Here is a 19,849-nt window from a genome sequence, read left to right on the forward strand (position 1 = left end):
TAAATTTATTTGAAATTGAAGAAACATTTTAACTTAACAACTTAACCAATATATTTTCTATGTGAAATTTTTACATTATTTTGGCTAACCATTGCATATTGCAAAGTAGTATCTATTTTTTGATGTCCTAATAATTGTTGAACTTGTTCTATAGGCATACCCTTATCTATTGCTTTTGTTGCTAAAGTTCGTCTAAATTTATGTGGGTGTACCTTAGTAATATTTAATTTTTTCCCAAGTTCTCTAAGCATTATTTCAACACCACTAATTTGCAATCTTTTATGTGGCTTTAAAAGAGAAACAAAAAGTGCAGAATTATCATCATCTCTTGTTTTCAAATAATTATGCAGATGAATTTTAGTTCTTGCATCAAAATATACCTTTCTTTCTTTATCTCCCTTTCCAAATACAACACATTCTCTTCCTTCAAAATCAATATCTTCTATATTTAATTTTACCAATTCTCCAACTCTCATTCCTGTTGAAGCTAAAATATCAATAATAGCTAAATCTCTCAAAGATTTACAATTATCTCTCATAATTTCCATTGCTTCATCAGAATAAGTTTCTTTTACTACTGTTCCTGTTTTTACTTTATGTATTCTTCTAACAGGGCTTTTTAAAATATAGTCTTCCTCTTCAAGCCAAGCAAAAAAGCTTGAAAAAATTCTTCTAATATTATCTATTGTTATTTTACTTGCATTTCCTTCTTTTTGATAATTATCTAAATATTCTCTTAAATCATTTGTTGTAATATGTTTAATAGACTTCTCTATTTTTTTAAATAAGTTTTCTATTGTTGCCTTATAGTATTTTAATGATTTTCTTGAACAACCTTCAACATGTTTAGCTGATAAAAAAGCTTCTAAATATTCAATATTTTGCTTTTCATCTATATCAGCACCTTCTTTTTTTACAATTTCTAAATCATATAAATAATGTGCAAGCACCTTATGTAATTTTTCCATTTGACCATTTGTTAATGTTGAAGACATAGCTTGTTTTATGTCTAAAATTAAAGTATCTACCATTTTTATTCCTCCTAAAATATTATACTTTAATTTTATCATATTCATATTTGTAAATTTGATGAATTTTTAAATCCTAAAATTCTCTTTTTTTCTTCCTCTATCAATGGTTCTACTAAAGATATGAAAGTTTCAATATCTTGATTTCTTAAAATACTCATATATTTTGCTCTATTTTCTACTGTAATAACAAAAGGAGTTAAGTTATTTTCTAACATTAAAGCAAGCATAATTAATCTTCCTGTTCTTCCATTCCCATCAGAAAAAGGATGTATTCTCTCAAATTTTATATGATATTCAAGAATTATTTTTAATTTTTCTCTATCAGAATAAGATTTTTTCAATTGAAAATTCATATTTTCAAACCATTCATTCATTTTATATGGAGTTTCACTTGGACTTGCTGTTTCAAAATTTGCTCCTCTTATATAGTTATAATCAGTTTTAAAATTTCCAGCATTATGATTTAATCTATTCAATAAAATTTTGTTAATTTCTTTTATCATATAAATATCTATTGTATTATTCTGTAATTCAGCTAGTAAAAATTTTAAAGCATCTGAATGTTTTAAAACTTCTAAAAATTCTCTCTTAGACATTGCATTGGGAATAATATCATCTAAAATAATAGTTGCAGTTTCATTTAATGTTAATGTATTTCCTTCAATTGCATTTGAATGATAAGTTATCCTTATATTTAAATCTTCTATATAGTCTTTAAAGAAGTTAGTTAATAAATTAAACACCTTTAACTCCTTTATTTATCGTAGTTTTATAAGGTTTTAAAATAATTGCTGAAATGATAAATTTCAATAAGTAGTGGAGTCTTTTTGAAATATTTTTATGAAAAATTAATTATCAAAATATTTAGATATTAAACTATCATATAAATTTTGAGCTATTTCTATAGATTTTTCAATTTCAAATTTCAATTTTTCAATTTTTTCTACTTTTTCAGCAAATTTATTTTGTAATTCTATTGGAGGTAATATTATAGAAAAATCTTCTAATTCTTTTGCATTAATATTTGCCATTCCAACAATATTTTTAGCTTTATTGTATAATAGTTTTTTCATAAATTCACTATTCATAAAAAATAATAAAAATTTAGAATGAATTAGATTAGAAGGTTTTATTCTTATTAGATAACCAGCAAAAGCCATAGGAATATCTAAATTAAATAAACCTGTCTTTCCTACTAACTCTTTACTGTTAGTTCTATTAAATAATAATTCCCCTTTTTTTAATAAAAATTTTTCTTTTTCACTATCACTAAGTTCTATATATTTTAAATCCTTATAATCCATTTCACCAGAATATGTTATATTATTCATTCTTAAAATAGGAAATTCACCTACTATAGAAGTTGCCTTTTTACTAGTTCCATATTGAGTTTGTACGACTTCTCCTAATTTTTTAATTTCCCAATTTTTATCATTAGTTTTTATATCACCAAACATCATAGTAAATAAAGATTTGTTAAAATTAGATAAAAGATTTATTTTTTTTTCATACATATCTAAAACTTCTTTTAAAGTATCTAGTTTCTTAACAATTTTATTTTGGATTTCTATTGTTGGTAAATCTAAAACAGGATTTATAAGGTTTTCTAATTTTATGTATTTTATTACTCCACCTATTGATACAGAACGCAAGGTTTCTAAATATTTATCTAAAAAATAGTAAATATATTTTATATTAACTTTTAGATTTTCTTTTTTTGTTAAAATATATGTTCGTTGATAGGCATTAAATTTCCCATAAAAATATTTTACATTTAAATTTCCATTCCCAGCAACTAAAACTGCTTCATCATCATAAGCATATGTATCTATTTTAAAAGTTTCTTCTGATGTTGTAAAAAATGGATATTTTCCTTTGTTATTAGCAGCATTAGCATCTAACTTTCCAGTTTTTATATTTACTAGTTCACCTAATTTTACTTTATTCTTCATCTAGCATCACTTTTAATTCTTTCAACTTTTCATCAATAGATTTTGAAAGTTCTTCTAATTTTTCTAAAATAACTTTAGGTTCTTCATATTCAACTTTTTCATAAACAATTTCTTTATATTTATTAATTGATAAATCATAGTCATTATCAACTATTTCTTGTTTAGAAACAAAGAAAGATTTATCAGTTCTTTTTCTATCTTTTTCACTTTCTAAGTTAGTAAATCTTTCTATAATATCTGGAATATCATTTTCTTCAACAGGATTTCTTTTATCATCAAGTGAATATCCATCAGCTGTCATATCATAAAACCAAACATTATCTGTTCCACCATTTCCAGTTTTAGTAAAAATTAAAATACCTGTTGATACCCCAGCATAAGGTTTAAACACTCCACTTGGCATAGAAATAACAGCTTCTAATTGATTATTTTCAATTAATTCTTTTCTTAAATTTTTATGTGCATTTGAAGCTCCAAACAATACTCCATCAGGAACAATAACAGCTCCTCTTCCTCCTATTTTTAAAAGTCTTAAAAATAAAGCAATGAATAATAATTCTGTTTTTTTAGTTTTTACTACTCTTGTTAGTGTATTAGAAAGTAGAGATTCATCAACACTTCCCTTAAATGGTGGATTAGCAAGGATTAATGTATAATCATTTTCTTCACTATAATCTGTTGAAAGTGAATCTATTCTTTTTAATTTAGGTGTTTTCATATCATGAAGTAATAAGTTCATTGCTGAAATACCTAACATTGTTGCATCGGTATCATTTCCATGTATCATAGAAGTTGAAAAATATTTCAAAATCTCTGGAGAAGTTGCTAAAATATCTCTGAAATTTTTCTTTATATATTCTATTGAACTTACTAAGAATCCAGATGTTCCACAAGCAGGGTCGATTATTTTATCATCAACAGTTGGTTTCATAAGTTCAACCATCATATTTATAATATGTTTAGGTGTTCTAAATTGTCCATTTTTACCAGAAGTTGATAATTTAGAAAGTAAATATTCGTATAAATCCCCTTTAGTATCTTTATCTTCAACCATTTGAGGATTATTAAATATTTCTTCAATAGTATCCATTGTATTTTGTAAAACAGCTGGTGTAGGAACTTTAAAAATAGCATTTTCCATATATTGAGAAAACACACTATCTTTATCTTCATCTAATTTTTTTATAAATTCAAAAGCTTCATTTCTAACCTTATCGTATAATTGTTTAGGGTCACCTAATTGTATAAGATTACTCCATCTAATATCTTGATGTTTTTCATCGAAAATAAATTTTTCATCAATATTTCCAAAAATACTTGCAAGTTGTTTTTCTTTTTCTTTTCTTTGTTCTTCTTGATCTAATCTCTTCATAAAAATAAGATAGGTAAGTTGTTCTATTACATCAACAGGGTTTGTTAAACCGCCAACCCAGAAATACTCCCACATTCTATCAACTTTGTTTTTAATTTCGCCAGTAATCATTTATCCCCCTCCATATTATCAATTTTAATAGTTTGACAAATTATTAAAATTTACTTTATTTTTATATAAAATAATAAAGTCTCTGACGTCCGTATTAGTTTGAAGAGCCTGTGTTCATTGAGCTCGTAGAACTCATACGGCTGTCAAGAGACTAATTTTTGCTATTTAATTTTATACTTTCCTAAAATAAAAAGAAACACAATAAACAAATTTAGTAAACTAAAATTTATCTATTGTGTTATATTATAACATAAATTAAAAAATATCTAAAATATTAATATACAAATATTTTTTTATATTTTCATAAAAACTTTTATCTATCTTTATTTTTACAATCACCTTATCTAAAAAAGATTTTTCTACATTATCAACCTCATAATCTTCTAAAACTTTTTCAAATTCAGATAATTTTTCATAAGGCAACTCTAACATAAGATTTATTTTTTCAACAAAATCAACTATCTCACTTTCACTTATAGAAAGTTTAGCTCCTTTTGCATAATTTCTTACCAGTCCTCCAGCTCCTAACTTTATTCCACCAAAATACCTTGTTACAACGACAACCAAATTAGTTACTCCCATATATGTTATTATTTCTCCAATTGGTTTTCCTGCTGTTCCACTAGGCTCTCCATCATCATCAACCTTAAAAAATTCTAAACCATTGTTAGTTATCTTATATGCCGAACAGTTATGAGTTGCATCTTTATGTTTGTTTTTTATATAATTTATAAAATCTTCTGCTTCTTCCTTAGTTTGTACTGGTTTTACATACCCTATAAAGCGAGATTTTTTTTCTTCAAATTCTATGTTTGTTTCATTTTTTATTGTTTTCATTTATTCACCTTTTGATATTTTTTAACTATAATTACAATACTTATTAATATATAAACATATAGCAATTTTGGGTTGGAGTAAGTTAGAGACATATACGGAACATCTGAAAATACTTTTATTAGATACTCCAATATATAATACAAAACTTTTATAAAAGGACTTAAAATAAAGCCTAAATAAAAATTTTCTAAAAATAATGCTATATAATTTAATGAAATATAAAATGTTGCTAAAGGTAGTATTAATAAGTTAGAAAAAATTGATAAGAATGGAATAGTTTCAAAATAATATACTGTAATTGGAGCTAAAAATAATTGTATACTGAGAGTAAAAATGAGATAATCTAATACTTTAAATCTTTTTAAATTTATCTTTCTAGCAATCGGATATATGTAAATAATAGAAATCATTGCTAAGTAAGATAATTGAAATGAAATTGAAAAAATAACTGTTGGATTTATCATAGCAGAAATATAAGCACTAATAAAAAGTGTCTTTTCCATATCCACTTTTTCGTATAATATTTTTCCAAAAATATAAATAATAACCATTATATATGCCCTAGTAAACGATGGACTTTCCTTTACTGAAAAATAGTATATCGTTGTTGTTATCAATAAAACTATTTCTATTATTTTTTTATTATTAAAAAATTTTTTAAAGAAAAAATAAAATATACTCACAACTAAGCCAATATGTAAACCAGACATAGCAAACATATGAGAAAGTCCAATATATCTTATTTTTTCCTGTAAATCTTTTTTTATTCGAGTGTTATCTCCCAATAAAATTGCCCTATTCATATTTTTTATGGAATAATAATAATTTTTTTCTAGTCTTTCAAAAACATTTGATAAATACTTTTCAAAAAAATTTCCTTCTATTTTTTGTGATTTTATTTCTTCTAAATTCAAAAAACTTAAATCGTTATAATATTTTATAGATTGAATCTGATAATATCCTAAATAATGACCATTTTCTTTTAAATTTATTCTGGCATAATATTTTTTTAAAGGATACTTCCCATTAATTTTTAAAATTTTAGCTTTTCCATCTTCTACATTCAATTCTATTTTATAAACTTCTTTCTGAAAAATTTCTGTTATTCTAATTGCTGTAGAAAATCTAAGCATAAAAGCAATAGATAAAAACATAATTATAAATAACTTTTTCATAATCAGTCTCCTGTTTTATTTTTTTTCTTCATATTTATAATAAAAAATAAAAGAAATCACAAAGAAAAATACAGAGCTCAAAGCAGATAAATAAATTCCACTTTTTTCAACTTTTGAAACTCCACTAGTTATTGCAGATAGAATGTTAACATCATTTCCCATAACTAATATTATAGGTAAACTTACTATTGAAATCAAAAATGACATCTTCATAAAGAAACCTTGTATTCCAAAAGATATACCTTCTATTCTAGCTCCACTTTCTTCACTTATTTGACTACTTATTTCACTAAGCATAGCAGGTGGAAATATAAAAGCTGCTCCAGCTAAAGGTATTCCCATCAGACCAAATAAAACAAATCCAAAACTTTCTGGAATAATTTTTCCTAAAAAATATAATAAAAATGTTACAACTATAAGCATAGCTAAGCAATACAACATAATTTTTCTGTATCCATATTTTTTAGATAATTTATTTGTTGGATAAAAACAAAGTGCTGACATTCCAAATAGTATTGCAGATGCAAGTGTTATTGCTTGTTTCCCATAACCCATAATATCTTCAACATAATAATTCATAATTGCTCTTAAATTATTAAATCCTATAAAGAAAAATAACATTCCAAATAAATATAAAATAAAATTTCTATTTTTTAAAATAATTCCTATTGTATCTTTAAAGCTGACATTTGAAACTTCTCCCGTTGAGTAATCTCTCTCTTTAACAGTAAAAACAGTTATAGCAAGTCCTATAAAAACTATTACACAAAGAGCTAAAATCATTCCCCTTATTCCAAATTGAACATCATTACCACCAATAGCTTTGATTAACATTCCTGGAAGTATTATAGCTATTGCTGTATATGACAATCTAAATACAGACTGCCAAGTTGATAAATTTAATCTATCCTCAGCTGTTCTTCCTATTTCTGGAATCAATGCATTATATGGTGCTCCAACAATAGTATAAAATGTAAAGAACAAAGATCCAACTATCATCAAATAATAAAAACTTGCTGTATCATTACCTCTTGGTGGATAAAAGAATGCTATTGTTGACAATATTAAGGGAATTGTCCCTACAGCAACAAAAGGAATTCTTCTTCCATACTTGCTATTAAACTTATCAGAAAGAAAACCAACCAAAGGATCTGTTATCATATCTACAAATCTAGAAATAGCTAAAGCTAATGAAATAAAAATTGGTGCCATTACTGGCTTTAATCCTGAACTTTCCGGTGGTAAATAAAAATACAGTATCCACTGTGCAAAAATTTGATCTACTATGGCATAGCTCACTCCTAAAGCATATAGAATTTGTATTTTTGTTGTAAGTTTTTTCATAATCACTCCTTGTCAATAATTATCGGATAAGAAATAGATTTATAACTACTTTTTATCTGATAAATATTAGAACACATTTCATTGTACTCAAATAATTTTAATTCTTCATCACTTAAAATTTCTTTTATATTTCTATTTGATGTAAGAATTTTATTATTTTTATAGACATCTTTTTTCTTTAAATAGTTTAAATATTCTTGTCCTTTTTGAGAAAATCCTAAAATTTTTACAAAAGGAATATCTTTTTTTACTCTCTCAGTTATATTTTTATCTAATTTTAATAAAATATGAATTAAAATTCTTTGTAATCTTGATACAGTTAATCTCTTTGTAAGAACTTTATTAAAAAATTCATCGAAAGACAAATTTTCTAAACAACACTTATAAATTCTATTTTCTAAACCAACTTCCATATCTTGAATATCCTTTAGAGAATCAAAATCTGTTAGAATTTTATATTTTATAATATCATAAAATTTTTTTAAATCTAAAATTTTTTCTATATTTTCTTTTAAAACTTCAAAAGAATATATAGGCATAAGCTTTTTTAAATTCTCTAATTCTTCTTTTATTTCTATATTGTTATCTTCTGAAAAAAATGAAAATAATGTCTTTCTAATATAAGAAGCACTTGCTAAATTATCTATTTCTCCATCATAATAACCAACTTTTTCTCTTTTTATTGTATATGGAACTATTTTAGAATTAAAAAAGTCTAACGACCTTAGATACTCAAGACCTAAAATGTCGTTGGACTTTAAATTCAAGTTATTAATTGCATTTGAAAAAGCATTTGGGTATGATAATCCTTCCTTCAAAAATGATTTTATTTTTTCTTGAAACTCCTTACTATCAGTTTCATATTTTATAGCCATTAATTTTTGAATATCATTATTTTCTGAACCAAATACTAATTTATTACAAAAAAGTTTATCTAGAGTTCCAATAGCTCCTCTTGCAAAGAGCTCAGCACTCTGAGTTGAATAAAAAACTGGTAACTCTACTACAATATCTAGTCCTTGAGATAAAGCTATTTTTGTTTTCTCAATTTTATTAATCAAAGATGGCTCTCCTCTTTGAACAAAATCTCCACTCATAACTGCAATTTTTATATTATTTTGAAAAAGTTTGTTAATCTCGTTAATATGATGTAGATGCCCATTATGAAAAGGATTATATTCAACCACTAAGCCAACTACATTTTCAAACATATTAACTCCTTGTTATTTCTTTAATTCTTTATATATTCTAATAGCTCCTTGAATATATGCTTTTTGTGATGTATAGTCATTAGGATATTCTGTTCTTGCATACTCTTGGATTTTTTCTAACTCTTTTTGAGCTATTCCAGATTCAGAAACTATATTTTCTATTTCTTCTTTATTCTTCTTATTTTCGTTTTCAATTTTTTGTTGAACTGCAAGTTGTTCTTCTTTTATTCTGGTAACTAAATTTTGATAATCTGCAATTTCATCATTAACTCTAGATAATTGTTTAGGATAGTTTGCTCCATACATAGAAGTTAATCTTTTTACAATTACCTCTTTATCTGTATTAGGTATCCCAGATTTATCTAATCTTTCCATCATCTCAAAATAAGAATCTTTATACCAATCATAGTTGTCTCTTCTATCTGAACCTGAATAAGTAGAAACAGCTCCACGAATAGCTCTGTCAACATTATCTGGTAGATTTTTTGTTTCCGAATAAGTTAAGCTCCCTATAACTAAGAAAGTTGTCAATAATAACTTTTTCATTTTTATACCTCTCTTTAAATTAGAATAATTCAGGTGCTTTTAAAACTTTTAAATCTTTATCTATTTCAAAAACTAATGGTTTTCCAGTAGTTAAATTTAAGTTTAGTATTTCATCATCAGATATATTTAATAAATATTTTATTAATGCTCTCAAACTATTTCCATGAGCAGCAACTATAACATTCTTTCCAGCTTCTAAACTTTTAGAAATATCTGAATGCCAATAAGGTAATACTCTTGCTATAGTGTCTTTTAAACTTTCTCCCATAGGAATTTCTGCATCAGGTACATCTGCATATCTTCTATCTGACTTTGGATAATATTCACTGTTTTCATCTATTGCTGGTGGATTAATATCAAAACTTCTTCTCCAAATATGAACTTGTTCATCTCCATATTTTTTTGCAGTTTCAGCTTTATTCAATCCTTGTAAAGCACCGTAGTGTCTTTCATTTAGTCTCCAAGATTTATTTACAGGAATATATAATTCATCCATTTCTTCTAAAACATAGTTTAAAGTTTTTATAGCTCTTTTTAAGTATGAAGTATAAGCTACATCAAAAACTAATCCCATTTCTTTTAAAGCTCTTCCAGCTGCTTTAGCTTCTTCTGTTCCTTTAGGGCTTAAATCTACATCTTTCCACCCTGTAAATCTATTTTCTAAATTCCATTGACTTTCTCCATGACGAATTAAAACTAATTTCATTATTGCCTCCTAAAATTTATTTTTTATTAATTTAAAATATTTTACTATATATACTATAACATTTCAAATATTTTTTAATCATTATTTATTTATGATTTTTTATTTCTCTATTTTGATAAATAATTTTTCTTTTTTTGCACTGTAGCTAAAATCTTATCTATAGAATAAATAGAATCTCCTGACAGCGCTTTTAGTATTTAATTTTATACTTTCCTAAAATAAATAAAGTTGACGTCCGTATTAGTTCGAAGAGCCTGTATTCATTGAGCTCGTAGAACTCATACGGCTGTCAAGAGACTAATTTTAATATTTAAAATTATACTTTCTTATATAATAAAAAATCAATTTATAATGTTGCACTTAATATAAATATATACAAAATAATATCTAATTTATTTAGTTGACTTTATATATTTAAAGTATTATAATAAACTCAATAAGTAAAGTTTTTTTGAAACTTATTTTTAATTCAATTTTACTGTTTGCTTTTAACACAATTATTTGTAATTTTTTAACTATATTTAAGGAGGTTTTTATATGTTATTTAAGACGACTGAAGAACATGAAACACTTCGTATGCAAGTTAGAGAATTTGTTGAAACAGAAATTAAACCTATTGCAGCAATACTTGACAAAGAAAACAAATTCCCACACGAAGCGATTAAGAAATTTGGAAAAATGGGATTTATGGGCTTACCTTATCCAAAGGAATACGGTGGAGCAGGAAAAGATATTTTAAGTTATGCTATAGCTGTTGAAGAACTATCTAGAGTTGACGGTGGAACAGGAGTTATTCTATCTGCTCATGTATCATTAGGTTCATATCCTATATATGCTTTTGGTACAGAAGAACAAAAGAAAAAATATCTTACACCATTAGCTAAAGGGGAAAAATTAGGAGCATTCGGTTTAACAGAACCTAATGCTGGTTCAGATGCTGGTGGAACTGAAACAACTGCTGTCAAAGAAGGAGATTACTATATATTAAATGGTGAAAAAATCTTTATAACAAATGCTGATGTTGCAGAAACTTATGTAGTTTTTGCTGTTACTACTCCTGATATTGGAACAAAAGGTATAAGTGCCTTTATTGTTGAAAAAGGTTGGGAAGGATTTACATTTGGAGATCACTATGATAAATTAGGTATCCGTTCATCTTCAACTTGTCAATTATTATTTAATAATGTTAAAGTTCCTAAAGAAAATCTTTTAGGAAAAGAAGGAGAAGGATTTAAAATAGCTATGTCTACTCTTGATGGAGGACGTATAGGTATAGCTGCACAAGCACTAGGAATTGCACAAGGAGCTTTTGAACATGCTCTTGAATATGCAAAAGAAAGAGAACAATTTGGAAAACCAATAGCTTTCCAACAAGCTGTTTCATTTAAACTTGCTGATATGGCAACTAAACTAAGAACAGCTAGATTTTTAATATATAGTGCTGCTGAATTAAAAGAACACCACGAACCTTATGGAATGGAATCTGCTATGGCTAAACAATATGCTTCTGATATAGCTCTTGAAGTAGTTAATGATGCATTACAAATATTTGGAGGTTCTGGATACTTAAAAGGAATGGAAGTAGAAAGAGCATACAGAGATGCAAAAATCACTACTATTTATGAAGGAACAAACGAAATTCAAAGAGTTGTTATAGCAGCTCATTTAATAGGAAAAGCTCCTAAATCAGATGCAGTAGCAGTTGCTAAAAAGAAAAAAGGCCCAGTTACAGGACCTAGAAAGAATATAATTTTTAAAGATGGATCTGCTAAAGATAAAGTTGTTGCACTAGTTGCTGCACTAAAAGCAGATGGCTATGATTTTACTGTTGGTATTCCTCTTGACACTCCAATTGGAAAATCTGAAAGAGTTGTAAGTGCCGGTAAAGGAATTGGAGATAAGAAAAATATGAAGCTAATTGAAAAATTAGCTCAACAAGCAGGTGCTTCAGTTGGCTGCTCTAGACCAGTAGCAGAAACATTACAATATTTGCCACTTGATCGTTATGTAGGAATGTCTGGACAAAAATTTATGGGAAATCTTTATATAGCTTGTGGAATTTCAGGGGCTTTACAACATCTAAAAGGAATTAAAGATGCAACAACAATCGTTGCTATAAACACAAATGCAAATGCACCAATATTCAAAAATGCCGACTATGGAATAGTTGGAGATGTAACAGAAATTTTACCTTTACTTACAAAAGAATTAGATAATGGAGAAGCTAAAAAAGATGCACCTCCTATGAAAAAAATGAAAAGAAATATACCTAAGGTTACATATAACCCTCATGTGTATGTATGTAGTGGTTGTGGTCATGAATATAATCCTGAAATAGGAGATGAAAATTCTGATATCAAACCAGGAACTAGATTTAAAGATTTACCTGAAGATTGGACTTGTCCTGACTGTGGAGATCCAAAATCTGGATATATAGATGCTAAATAGATAAATATAATTGAGGAGGATATCTTATGTATAATGTTAGAAAAATAACTAAAGATCTTTATTGGATTGGAGCAAACGATCGTCGTCTTGCACTTTTTGAAAATATACACCCTATCCCAGAAGGAGTGTCATATAATTCATATATGCTACTAGATGAAAAAACAGTAGTTTTCGATACTGTTGATTGGTCTGTAACAAGACAATATATTGAAAATATAGAATATTTATTAAACGGTAGAGAATTAGACTACTTAGTAGTACATCATATGGAACCTGATCATTGTGGTTCAATTGAAGAGTTAACTCTTCGTTATCCAAATTTAAAAATAATCTCTTCTGAAAAAGGATTTATGTTCATGAGACAATTTGGATATAAAAGCATAAATAGTCATCAATTAATTGAAGTAAAGGAAGGAGATAAATTCAATTTTGGTAAACATGAAATTGTGTTCCTAGAAGCTCCTATGGTTCACTGGCCAGAAGTTTTAGTAAGTTTTGATACAACTAATGGTGCTTTATTCTCAGCTGATGCCTTTGGTTCATTTAAGTCTCTTGATGGAAGATTATTTAATGATGAAGTAAATTGGGATAAAGATTGGTTAGACGAAGGACGTCGTTATCTAACAAATATTGTTGGAAAATATGGACCTCATATACAACTTTTATTAAAAAAAGCAGCTCCCATTGTAGATAAAATTAAATTTATATGTCCTTTACACGGGGTAGTTTGGAGAAACGATTTTGGATATTTAATTGATAAATATGATAAATGGAGTAGATATGAACCTGAAGAAAAAGGGATTGTAGTTGCTTATGCATCAATGTATGGAAATACAGAAAATGCTGTAGAAATTCTAGTATCTAAATTGGCAGAAAAAGGAATTACAAATATAAAAATGTTTGATGTATCTAACACTCATGTTTCTTATTTAATTTCAAATGTTTTTAAATATAGCCATTTAGTTATAGCTTCTCCTACATATAATTTAGGAATTTATCCAGTTATCCATAATTTTGTAATGGATATGAAAGCATTAAATTTACAAAATAGAACAGTTGCAATAGTTGAAAATGGTTCTTGGGCAAGAAAATCTGGAGATTTGTTACAAGAATTCTTTGAAACTGAAATAAAAGAAATGACTGTTTTAAATGAAAAAGTTGGATTAACTTCTGCAGCTAACAATGTTAACCTTGAAGAAATAGATACACTTGTTGATGCTTTGGTTGAATCTTTGAATAAATAATTATAATTTAAAATGCACTCTTATTCTTAAAAAAGAATAAAAGTGCATTTTTTTATTTTATAGGAAAGCATAAAATCAAATAACAAAAATTAGTCTCCAACGTCCGTATTAGTTCGAAGAGCCTGTGTTCATTGAGCTCGTAGAACTCATACGGCTGTCAAGAGACTTTTCTTATTTAATATATTATCTGCTCCATCTATCTAATGGGGATAAATATTGAGGATATGCTAAATACATAGCTTTAGAATTTATATTGTTTAGTTCTAACTTTGTCTTATTTTCTTTTTTAGATAAATTATCTAGTTGCATAACTCTATCAGAAACTTCTACTTGATACCATGTATCTGCATTAAAAAAGTTTGGTCTTTTCATAAAAGATGATAAAAGATTTCTTAATTTTTTAACATCTTTTTCTTTTAAATCATCTTTTTTAGAAAAATTCACAATTTTTTCCCATTCTTCTTTATCAGCAACAACTTCTTTTATATATTTTGAGGGATTATCTAAACGTGAATTTGAAGACATTACCATATATCTTACTAATCCTATCGGATCTTTGATATTTGTTTCTTCTAAGAAAAATTTTCTAGGCATTCTTTTTACATATCCATTCATTATTTCTACAAAATGATCAAAGTCTTCATCTGACATTTGTTCAGCAGGTATTTTTGATAATGCATCTAAGAAATAATACTCTTTTTCAGTCATTCTTCCATGTCTTCTTAAATTTAATATAGGATTTTCTTCTCCATACCAATCTGGTAATTTAGCTTCAGAAACCATAACTTGAGATATAGTTACATCCCAATTGTGAGCAGCTTCTTTAGTTATAGAGTATTTTTGTACTAAATTTTCTTTAGTTTTTGTTGAACTACAAGATGCAAAAGTAAAAACTATTGCTAAAATAAATAATATTTTTTTCATTTTACCCCCCTTATAATCTTCCACAACATTTATCATAAGCTTTTCCACTACCACAAGGACAACTATCTCCTTCATTTACAACTTCATTAACTTCTTCTTCATCTTCGTTGTTTTCTATTTTTTCTTCTTCAGAACTTACCATAACTTTAAACATAAATGATGAAACTTGCTCTTGAATATTTTCTATCATTACTTCAAATATTTCACTTGATATTAATTTATACTCAGTTACAGGGTCTCTTTGTCCATAAGCTCTCAAATAGATACTTTCTCTAAGACCATCTAAAGATTTTAAGTGTTCTCTCCATCTATTATCAACAACTTCGAATAAAATATACTTTTCTAGTTTTCTCATAAAATCTGAACCTATTTGAGCTTCTTTTTCATTGTATCTATTTTCTAAAATAGTATAAATTCTTTCTGCATATTCTTCTTTAGTCATTCTTAGATATGCTTTATCATCTTCTTCTTCATAGTTATAGTAATCTTTTAAATATTCATTTAATCCATTAATATCCCAATCTTCTCTCATTTCTGTAGAGAATCTAGCAAAAACTTTTTCTGTAACATTTCTCTTTAACATTCCTAAAATTCTATCTTTTAAATTAGATATAGCTAAAGCTTCATTTCTACTTTGATATATAGCCGTTCTTTGCTTATTCATAACATCATCAAATTCAAGTAAGTTCTTTCTTATACCAAAGTTTCTAGCTTCTATTTTCTTTTGAGCTTTTTCTATAGCTGAATTTATCATTCCATGAGTTATTGGTTCTCCTTCTGGAAGTTTTAATTTATCCATCCAAACCATTACTCTCTCTGAACCGAATAATCTCATTAAATCATCTTCAAGTGAAAGATAAAATTCTGATTCTCCCGGGTCTCCTTGTCTACCAGATCTTCCTCTTAATTGGTTATCTATTCTTCTTGATTCGTGTCTTTCAGTTCCTAATATGAATAATCCTCCAAGAGCCAATACTTTCTCTTTTTCTTCTTTACATTGCTCTTGATATTTTTCTAATACCTCTGTATAATTTTCAGCATCTCTTGAACCAACTTCTGCTATTGCCATAAACTCAGCATTTCCTCCAAGCATAATATCAGTTCCTCTACCTGCCATATTTGTTGCTATTGTTACAGATTTATATCTTCCAGCTTGAGCAACAATTTCAGCTTCTTTTTCATGATACTTTGCATTTAATACATTATGAGGTATATTCTTTTTCTTTAATAATTCTGATAATTCTTCTGAACTTTTTATAGAAATTGTCCCTACTAATACAGGTTGTCCTTTTTCATATAATTGAACTATTCTGTCAACTATTGCATTTATTTTTTCATTTTTTGTCTTATAAACAAGATCTGCATCATCTTTTCTTTGTACAGGTAAATTTGTTGGTATTACGATAACTTCAAGACCGTAAGTATGCATAAATTCTGTTGCTTCTGTTTCTGCTGTACCTGTCATTCCAGATAATTTTTCATACATTCTAAAATAATTTTGAAGTGTAATTGTTGCTAATGTTTGGTTTTCTCCGGCAATATTTACTCCCTCTTTAGCTTCAATAGCTTGGTGTAAACCATCAGAATATCTTCTACCTTCCATAGCTCTTCCAGTAAATTCATCAATTATTACAACTTCTCCATTTTCTCTTACTAAATAATCTCTATCTCTTTTAAATAACTCTTTAGCCTTTAAAGCTTGATTTAAATAATGAGTTAATTCTACATGTTCTGGAGAGTATAAATTATCTATTTTCAAGATTTTTTCTACGTTCTTAACTCCCTTTTCTGTAAAAACTATAACTCTCGATTTTTCATCAACTTCATAATCTCCCCATTTTTCATCTGGTATATCCATTGCTTTCTTTTCTTTTATATTTTTTATTTTTTCAGTTTCATAGCTTCTCTTAAGCATTGAAACAACTTGGAAAGAAATTTGATACCATTTTACTTTATCTTCAGCAGCTCCAGATATTATAAGAGGAGTTCTTGCTTCGTCTATAAGTATAGAGTCAACTTCGTCAACTATACAAAAATTTAAAGGTCTTTGAACTTTTTTATCCAAAGAATCAACCATATTGTCTCTCAAGTAATCAAAACCAAATTCTGAGTTTGTACCATAAGTTATATCAGAATTGTATGAGTTTTTTCTTTGTTCAGTTGGTAATCCGTTTAAAATAACTCCTGATGTCAATCCAAGAAAACCATATAATCTTGACATTTGATCTCTGTCTCTCTTTGCTAGATAGTCATTTACTGTAATTACATGAACACCTTTTCCAGCAAGAGCATTTAAATAAACTGCTGAAGTTGCAACTAAAGTTTTCCCTTCCCCAGTTTTCATTTCTGTTATTTTCCCTTGATGTAAAACTATTCCACCAATCAATTGAACATCATAATGTCTTAATCCTAAAACTCTCTTAGAAGCTTCTCTTACTGTTGCAAAAGCTTCAACTAAAATATCATCTAAAGTTTCTCCATTTGCTAGTCTTTCTTTAAAAATATTAGTTTTATTTTTTAGCTCCTCATCTGAAAGTTTTTCGTATTCTGGCTCCAAATCATTAATTTTTGCCACTATTTTTCTTAAGTTTTTTACTTCTCTATCATTTTTAGTACCAAAAATCTTTTTTAGTAAGCTACTAATCATTCTAAATCTCCTTTTTAGTTTATTTTTTATACTCTAACATAATTTATAACCTTAGTCAAATTTTATCTTTTAAGTCAATAAATTCGTCTTCAGTTAAAATTTTTATTGTTTCTATTTCTTGTGCTTTTTTTAGTTTACTTCCTGCTTTTTCTCCAACAATCAAATAATCTAAGTTTTTACTAACTGCACTAAGATTTTTTCCTCCAAGCTTTTCTATTTCCTCTTTTATTTGATCTCTTGTGAAGTGTTTTAAAGTTCCGGTAAATAAAAAAGTTTTTCCAGAAAAATTTGAATTTATACTTTCTTCAGTTTTACTTTCACTTAATTCAAACTTTAATCCTTGTTCTTTTAAACCCGATATAATTTTTTGAGATTTTTCTTTTAGAAAAAACTCTATAATTTCTTTAGCTGCTATTTCTCCTATTCCTTCTATTTGAATTAATTCTTCAAATGTCATAGACATTAATTTATCTATATTTTTAGAATTTTTAGCCAAAATTTTTGATGCAACTTTACCAATAAATGGTATTCCTAAAGAATATATTACTTTATCATATTCTCTTGCTTTACTACTTTCAATAGAATTTAAAAGATTATCTATACTTTTTTTACCCATTTTATCTATTTGTTCTAAATCATCTCTATGATTTTTCAAATTAAAAATATCAACAACAGTCTTTATATAGCCCAAATCTATGAACTTTTCAACTATTTTTGAGCCTAAACCCATAATATTTAAAGCATCTCTTGAAACAAAGTACTCAATTTCTCCTTGAATTTTTGCTGGACACTCATCATTGACACATTTTATATCAACTAAACCTTCTTCTCTTTCAAGTTTATGAGAACAAACTGGACATTCAGTAGGTTCTTCTATTATTTTTTCAGTTCCAACTCTTTCTTCTTTTATAGCTTTAACAACTTGTGGTATAATTTCGGCTGCTTTTTCTATAAAAACCCTATCTCCTATTCTTATGTCTTTTCTCTCTATTTCATTTATATTATGTAAACTTGCTCTTTTTACTTTGCTTCCTGACAATTCAACTTCTTGAAGTTCTGCAACGGGGGTTAATTTACCTGTTCTACCGACTTGCCAAGTTACCCCTTTTAAGAGAGTTGAAACTTGATGTGCTGGAAATTTATAAGCTATTGCCCATCTAGGTGTCTTACTCGTATAGCCTATCTCTTCCCACAAATCTATTTCATCAACTTTTATTACTAGACCATCAGTTTCATAAGGTAAATTTTCTCTTTCTTTTCCCCAATACTCTATTCTATTTTCAATCTCTTTAGAATTTTCTAAAACTTCAAAAATTCCAGTTGTTTTAATTCCTAAACTCTCTAAATATTTTATACTTTCACTATGAGAATGTAAACCTAACTTTTCTGCTTCTACTAAAAAATAAAAATAAGCATCTAAGCCCCTTTCTCTCACAATATTTGAATCAAGTTGTCTTAGTGTTCCACTTGCAGCATTTCTTGGATTAGCAAAAACTTCCTCTCCTTTTTCTAATCTTTCTTTATTTAGTTTTTCAAAGTTTACCAACGGTAATACAACTTCTCCTCTTATCTCTATATCTATTGGTTCAGACAAAATTTTCATAACACTTTCAATTTGCATTATATTTTCAGTTACATCTTCTCCAACAAAACCATCTCCACGAGTAACTGCTTTTATAAGTTTTCCTTGTCTGTAAGTTAGACTGATAGAAAGTCCATCAAGTTTAACTTCTAAACAATATTTTAACTCTTTTTTTTCAGAAATTCTTTTTTTTATTCTTTCTATAAAGTCTACAATCTCTCCAGTATTATAACTATTTGCTAGACTTAACATTGGATGTTCATGTTCCACTTTTTTAAATTTATTTTCTCTAACACTTGCTCCAACTGACATTGTTGGAGAAAATAAATCCATACATTCAGGATTTGCTTTTTCCAATTCATTTAATTTTTCTAATAACTTATCATATTCATAGTCAGAAATTAAACTTTCGTTCTCATTATAATAGCTTTCACTATATTTTTTTAAAAGTTCTCTCAAATCTCTAATTTCTTTTTTTATATCCATAGTTTCCCCTAATTTATTTTTGTTTTATTATACCATAAATTTAAAAATGCACCTTTACTTTTTTAAGGTGCATTTTATTCATTCTACAGGAAAGTATAAAAATAAACATCAAAAATTAGTCTCTGACGTCCGTATTAGTTCGAAGAGCCTGTGTTCATTGAGCTCGTAGAACTCATACGGCTGTCAGGAGACTTTTTTATATTTTGAAAAAAACTCTTTTTATTCTTTTTATA

The 19,849-nt window shown here is 27.0% G+C and carries 15 protein-coding genes; 2 read left to right on the forward strand and 13 right to left on the reverse strand.

The features are described 5' to 3' along the window. Positions 1–41: 41 nt before the first annotated feature. From xerA to gpmA, 10 genes are all read right to left on the reverse strand, one after another. On the reverse strand, positions 42–1,031 hold the full coding sequence (xerA, locus tag BQ2505_RS07710) for a site-specific tyrosine recombinase/integron integrase (RefSeq protein WP_074017180.1): 990 nt from the start codon (positions 1,029–1,031) through the stop codon (positions 42–44). A gap of 41 nt (positions 1,032–1,072) precedes the next feature. Beyond that, positions 1,073–1,774 carry a Fic family protein gene (locus BQ2505_RS07715; RefSeq protein WP_143403580.1) on the reverse strand — a complete coding sequence of 234 codons (702 nt, stop codon included), beginning with the start codon at positions 1,772–1,774 and terminating at the stop codon, positions 1,073–1,075. Between the two features lie 105 nt (positions 1,775–1,879). Continuing rightward, positions 1,880–2,983 carry a restriction endonuclease subunit S gene (locus BQ2505_RS07720; protein WP_074017182.1) on the reverse strand — a complete coding sequence of 368 codons (1,104 nt, stop codon included), beginning with the start codon at positions 2,981–2,983 and terminating at the stop codon, positions 1,880–1,882. After that, entirely contained in the window at positions 2,973–4,466 is a 1,494-nt protein-coding gene (locus BQ2505_RS07725; RefSeq protein WP_074017183.1) for a type I restriction-modification system subunit M, read from the reverse strand. The genes BQ2505_RS07720 and BQ2505_RS07725 overlap by 11 nt, the downstream gene beginning before the upstream one ends. Positions 4,467–4,721: 255 nt before the next feature. Next, on the reverse strand, positions 4,722–5,303 hold the full coding sequence (locus BQ2505_RS07730; protein ID WP_074017184.1) for an IMPACT family protein: 582 nt from the start codon (positions 5,301–5,303) through the stop codon (positions 4,722–4,724). After that, positions 5,300–6,478, reverse strand: coding sequence for a ComEC/Rec2 family competence protein (locus tag BQ2505_RS07735; RefSeq protein ID WP_074017185.1), 1,179 nt, complete (start codon positions 6,476–6,478; stop codon positions 5,300–5,302). The genes BQ2505_RS07730 and BQ2505_RS07735 overlap by 4 nt, the downstream gene beginning before the upstream one ends. 15 nt (positions 6,479–6,493) lie before the next feature. Next, a complete protein-coding gene (locus BQ2505_RS07740) occupies positions 6,494–7,822 on the reverse strand; it encodes an MFS transporter (RefSeq protein WP_074017186.1) in 1,329 nt (442 codons plus the stop codon). A 2-nt stretch (positions 7,823–7,824) separates the two neighbouring features. Beyond that, positions 7,825–9,033 carry a tRNA(Met) cytidine acetate ligase gene (locus BQ2505_RS07745; protein ID WP_074017187.1) on the reverse strand — a complete coding sequence of 403 codons (1,209 nt, stop codon included), beginning with the start codon at positions 9,031–9,033 and terminating at the stop codon, positions 7,825–7,827. A 12-nt stretch (positions 9,034–9,045) separates the two neighbouring features. Then, entirely contained in the window at positions 9,046–9,579 is a 534-nt protein-coding gene (locus BQ2505_RS07750) for a hypothetical protein (protein WP_074017188.1), read from the reverse strand. Positions 9,580–9,598: 19 nt separating this feature from the next. Further along, positions 9,599–10,285 carry a 2,3-diphosphoglycerate-dependent phosphoglycerate mutase gene (gpmA, locus tag BQ2505_RS07755; protein ID WP_074017189.1) on the reverse strand — a complete coding sequence of 229 codons (687 nt, stop codon included), beginning with the start codon at positions 10,283–10,285 and terminating at the stop codon, positions 9,599–9,601. A 537-nt stretch (positions 10,286–10,822) separates the two neighbouring features. On the opposite strand from gpmA, the gene BQ2505_RS07760 reads away from it, so the two are divergent. Together BQ2505_RS07760 and BQ2505_RS07765 are read left to right on the forward strand one after the other, a co-directional pair. Continuing rightward, positions 10,823–12,733 carry an acyl-CoA dehydrogenase family protein gene (locus BQ2505_RS07760; RefSeq protein ID WP_074017190.1) on the forward strand — a complete coding sequence of 637 codons (1,911 nt, stop codon included), beginning with the start codon at positions 10,823–10,825 and terminating at the stop codon, positions 12,731–12,733. 26 nt (positions 12,734–12,759) lie between these two features. Beyond that, on the forward strand, positions 12,760–13,977 hold the full coding sequence (locus BQ2505_RS07765) for an FprA family A-type flavoprotein (RefSeq protein ID WP_074017191.1): 1,218 nt from the start codon (positions 12,760–12,762) through the stop codon (positions 13,975–13,977). Between the two features lie 183 nt (positions 13,978–14,160). On the opposite strand, the gene BQ2505_RS07770 is transcribed toward BQ2505_RS07765, so the two are convergent. The 3 genes from BQ2505_RS07770 to ligA are packed head-to-tail and all read right to left on the reverse strand — an operon-like array spanning position 14,161 to position 19,616. Beyond that, positions 14,161–14,901: a hypothetical protein gene (locus BQ2505_RS07770; RefSeq protein ID WP_074017346.1), complete on the reverse strand. Its 741-nt coding sequence runs from the start codon at positions 14,899–14,901 to the stop codon at positions 14,161–14,163. Between the two features lie 10 nt (positions 14,902–14,911). Next, the gene (gene secA / locus BQ2505_RS07775; protein ID WP_074017192.1) at positions 14,912–17,548 is read right to left on the reverse strand and encodes a preprotein translocase subunit SecA; all 2,637 of its coding nucleotides are present in this window, start codon (positions 17,546–17,548) and stop codon (positions 14,912–14,914) included. Positions 17,549–17,603: 55 nt separating this feature from the next. Next, positions 17,604–19,616 (reverse strand): NAD-dependent DNA ligase LigA, encoded by a 2,013-nt coding sequence (ligA, locus tag BQ2505_RS07780; RefSeq protein WP_074017193.1) that lies wholly within the window; start codon positions 19,614–19,616, stop codon positions 17,604–17,606. Positions 19,617–19,849: the final 233 nt, after the last annotated feature.

The organism is Fusobacterium massiliense, from assembly GCF_900095705.1.
GTDB classification, from domain to species: domain Bacteria; phylum Fusobacteriota; class Fusobacteriia; order Fusobacteriales; family Fusobacteriaceae; genus Fusobacterium; species Fusobacterium massiliense.

Excerpts from the sequence above, each read along its gene's own strand:
- xerA (WP_074017180.1), bottom strand. The coding sequence starts at position 1,031 with ATGGTAGATACTTTAATTTTAGACATAAAACAAGCTATGTCTTCAACA.
- BQ2505_RS07720 (WP_074017182.1), bottom strand. The coding sequence starts at position 2,983 with ATGAAGAATAAAGTAAAATTAGGTGAACTAGTAAATATAAAAACTGGA.
- BQ2505_RS07725 (WP_074017183.1), bottom strand. The coding sequence starts at position 4,466 with ATGATTACTGGCGAAATTAAAAACAAAGTTGATAGAATGTGGGAGTAT.
- BQ2505_RS07730 (WP_074017184.1), bottom strand. The coding sequence starts at position 5,303 with ATGAAAACAATAAAAAATGAAACAAACATAGAATTTGAAGAAAAAAAA.
- BQ2505_RS07735 (WP_074017185.1), bottom strand. The coding sequence starts at position 6,478 with ATGAAAAAGTTATTTATAATTATGTTTTTATCTATTGCTTTTATGCTT.
- BQ2505_RS07740 (WP_074017186.1), bottom strand. The coding sequence starts at position 7,822 with ATGAAAAAACTTACAACAAAAATACAAATTCTATATGCTTTAGGAGTG.
- BQ2505_RS07745 (WP_074017187.1), bottom strand. The coding sequence starts at position 9,033 with ATGTTTGAAAATGTAGTTGGCTTAGTGGTTGAATATAATCCTTTTCAT.
- BQ2505_RS07750 (WP_074017188.1), bottom strand. The coding sequence starts at position 9,579 with ATGAAAAAGTTATTATTGACAACTTTCTTAGTTATAGGGAGCTTAACT.
- gpmA (WP_074017189.1), bottom strand. The coding sequence starts at position 10,285 with ATGAAATTAGTTTTAATTCGTCATGGAGAAAGTCAATGGAATTTAGAA.
- BQ2505_RS07760 (WP_074017190.1), top strand. The coding sequence starts at position 10,823 with ATGTTATTTAAGACGACTGAAGAACATGAAACACTTCGTATGCAAGTT.
- BQ2505_RS07765 (WP_074017191.1), top strand. The coding sequence starts at position 12,760 with ATGTATAATGTTAGAAAAATAACTAAAGATCTTTATTGGATTGGAGCA.
- BQ2505_RS07770 (WP_074017346.1), bottom strand. The coding sequence starts at position 14,901 with ATGAAAAAAATATTATTTATTTTAGCAATAGTTTTTACTTTTGCATCT.
- secA (WP_074017192.1), bottom strand. The coding sequence starts at position 17,548 with ATGATTAGTAGCTTACTAAAAAAGATTTTTGGTACTAAAAATGATAGA.
- ligA (WP_074017193.1), bottom strand. The coding sequence starts at position 19,616 with ATGGATATAAAAAAAGAAATTAGAGATTTGAGAGAACTTTTAAAAAAA.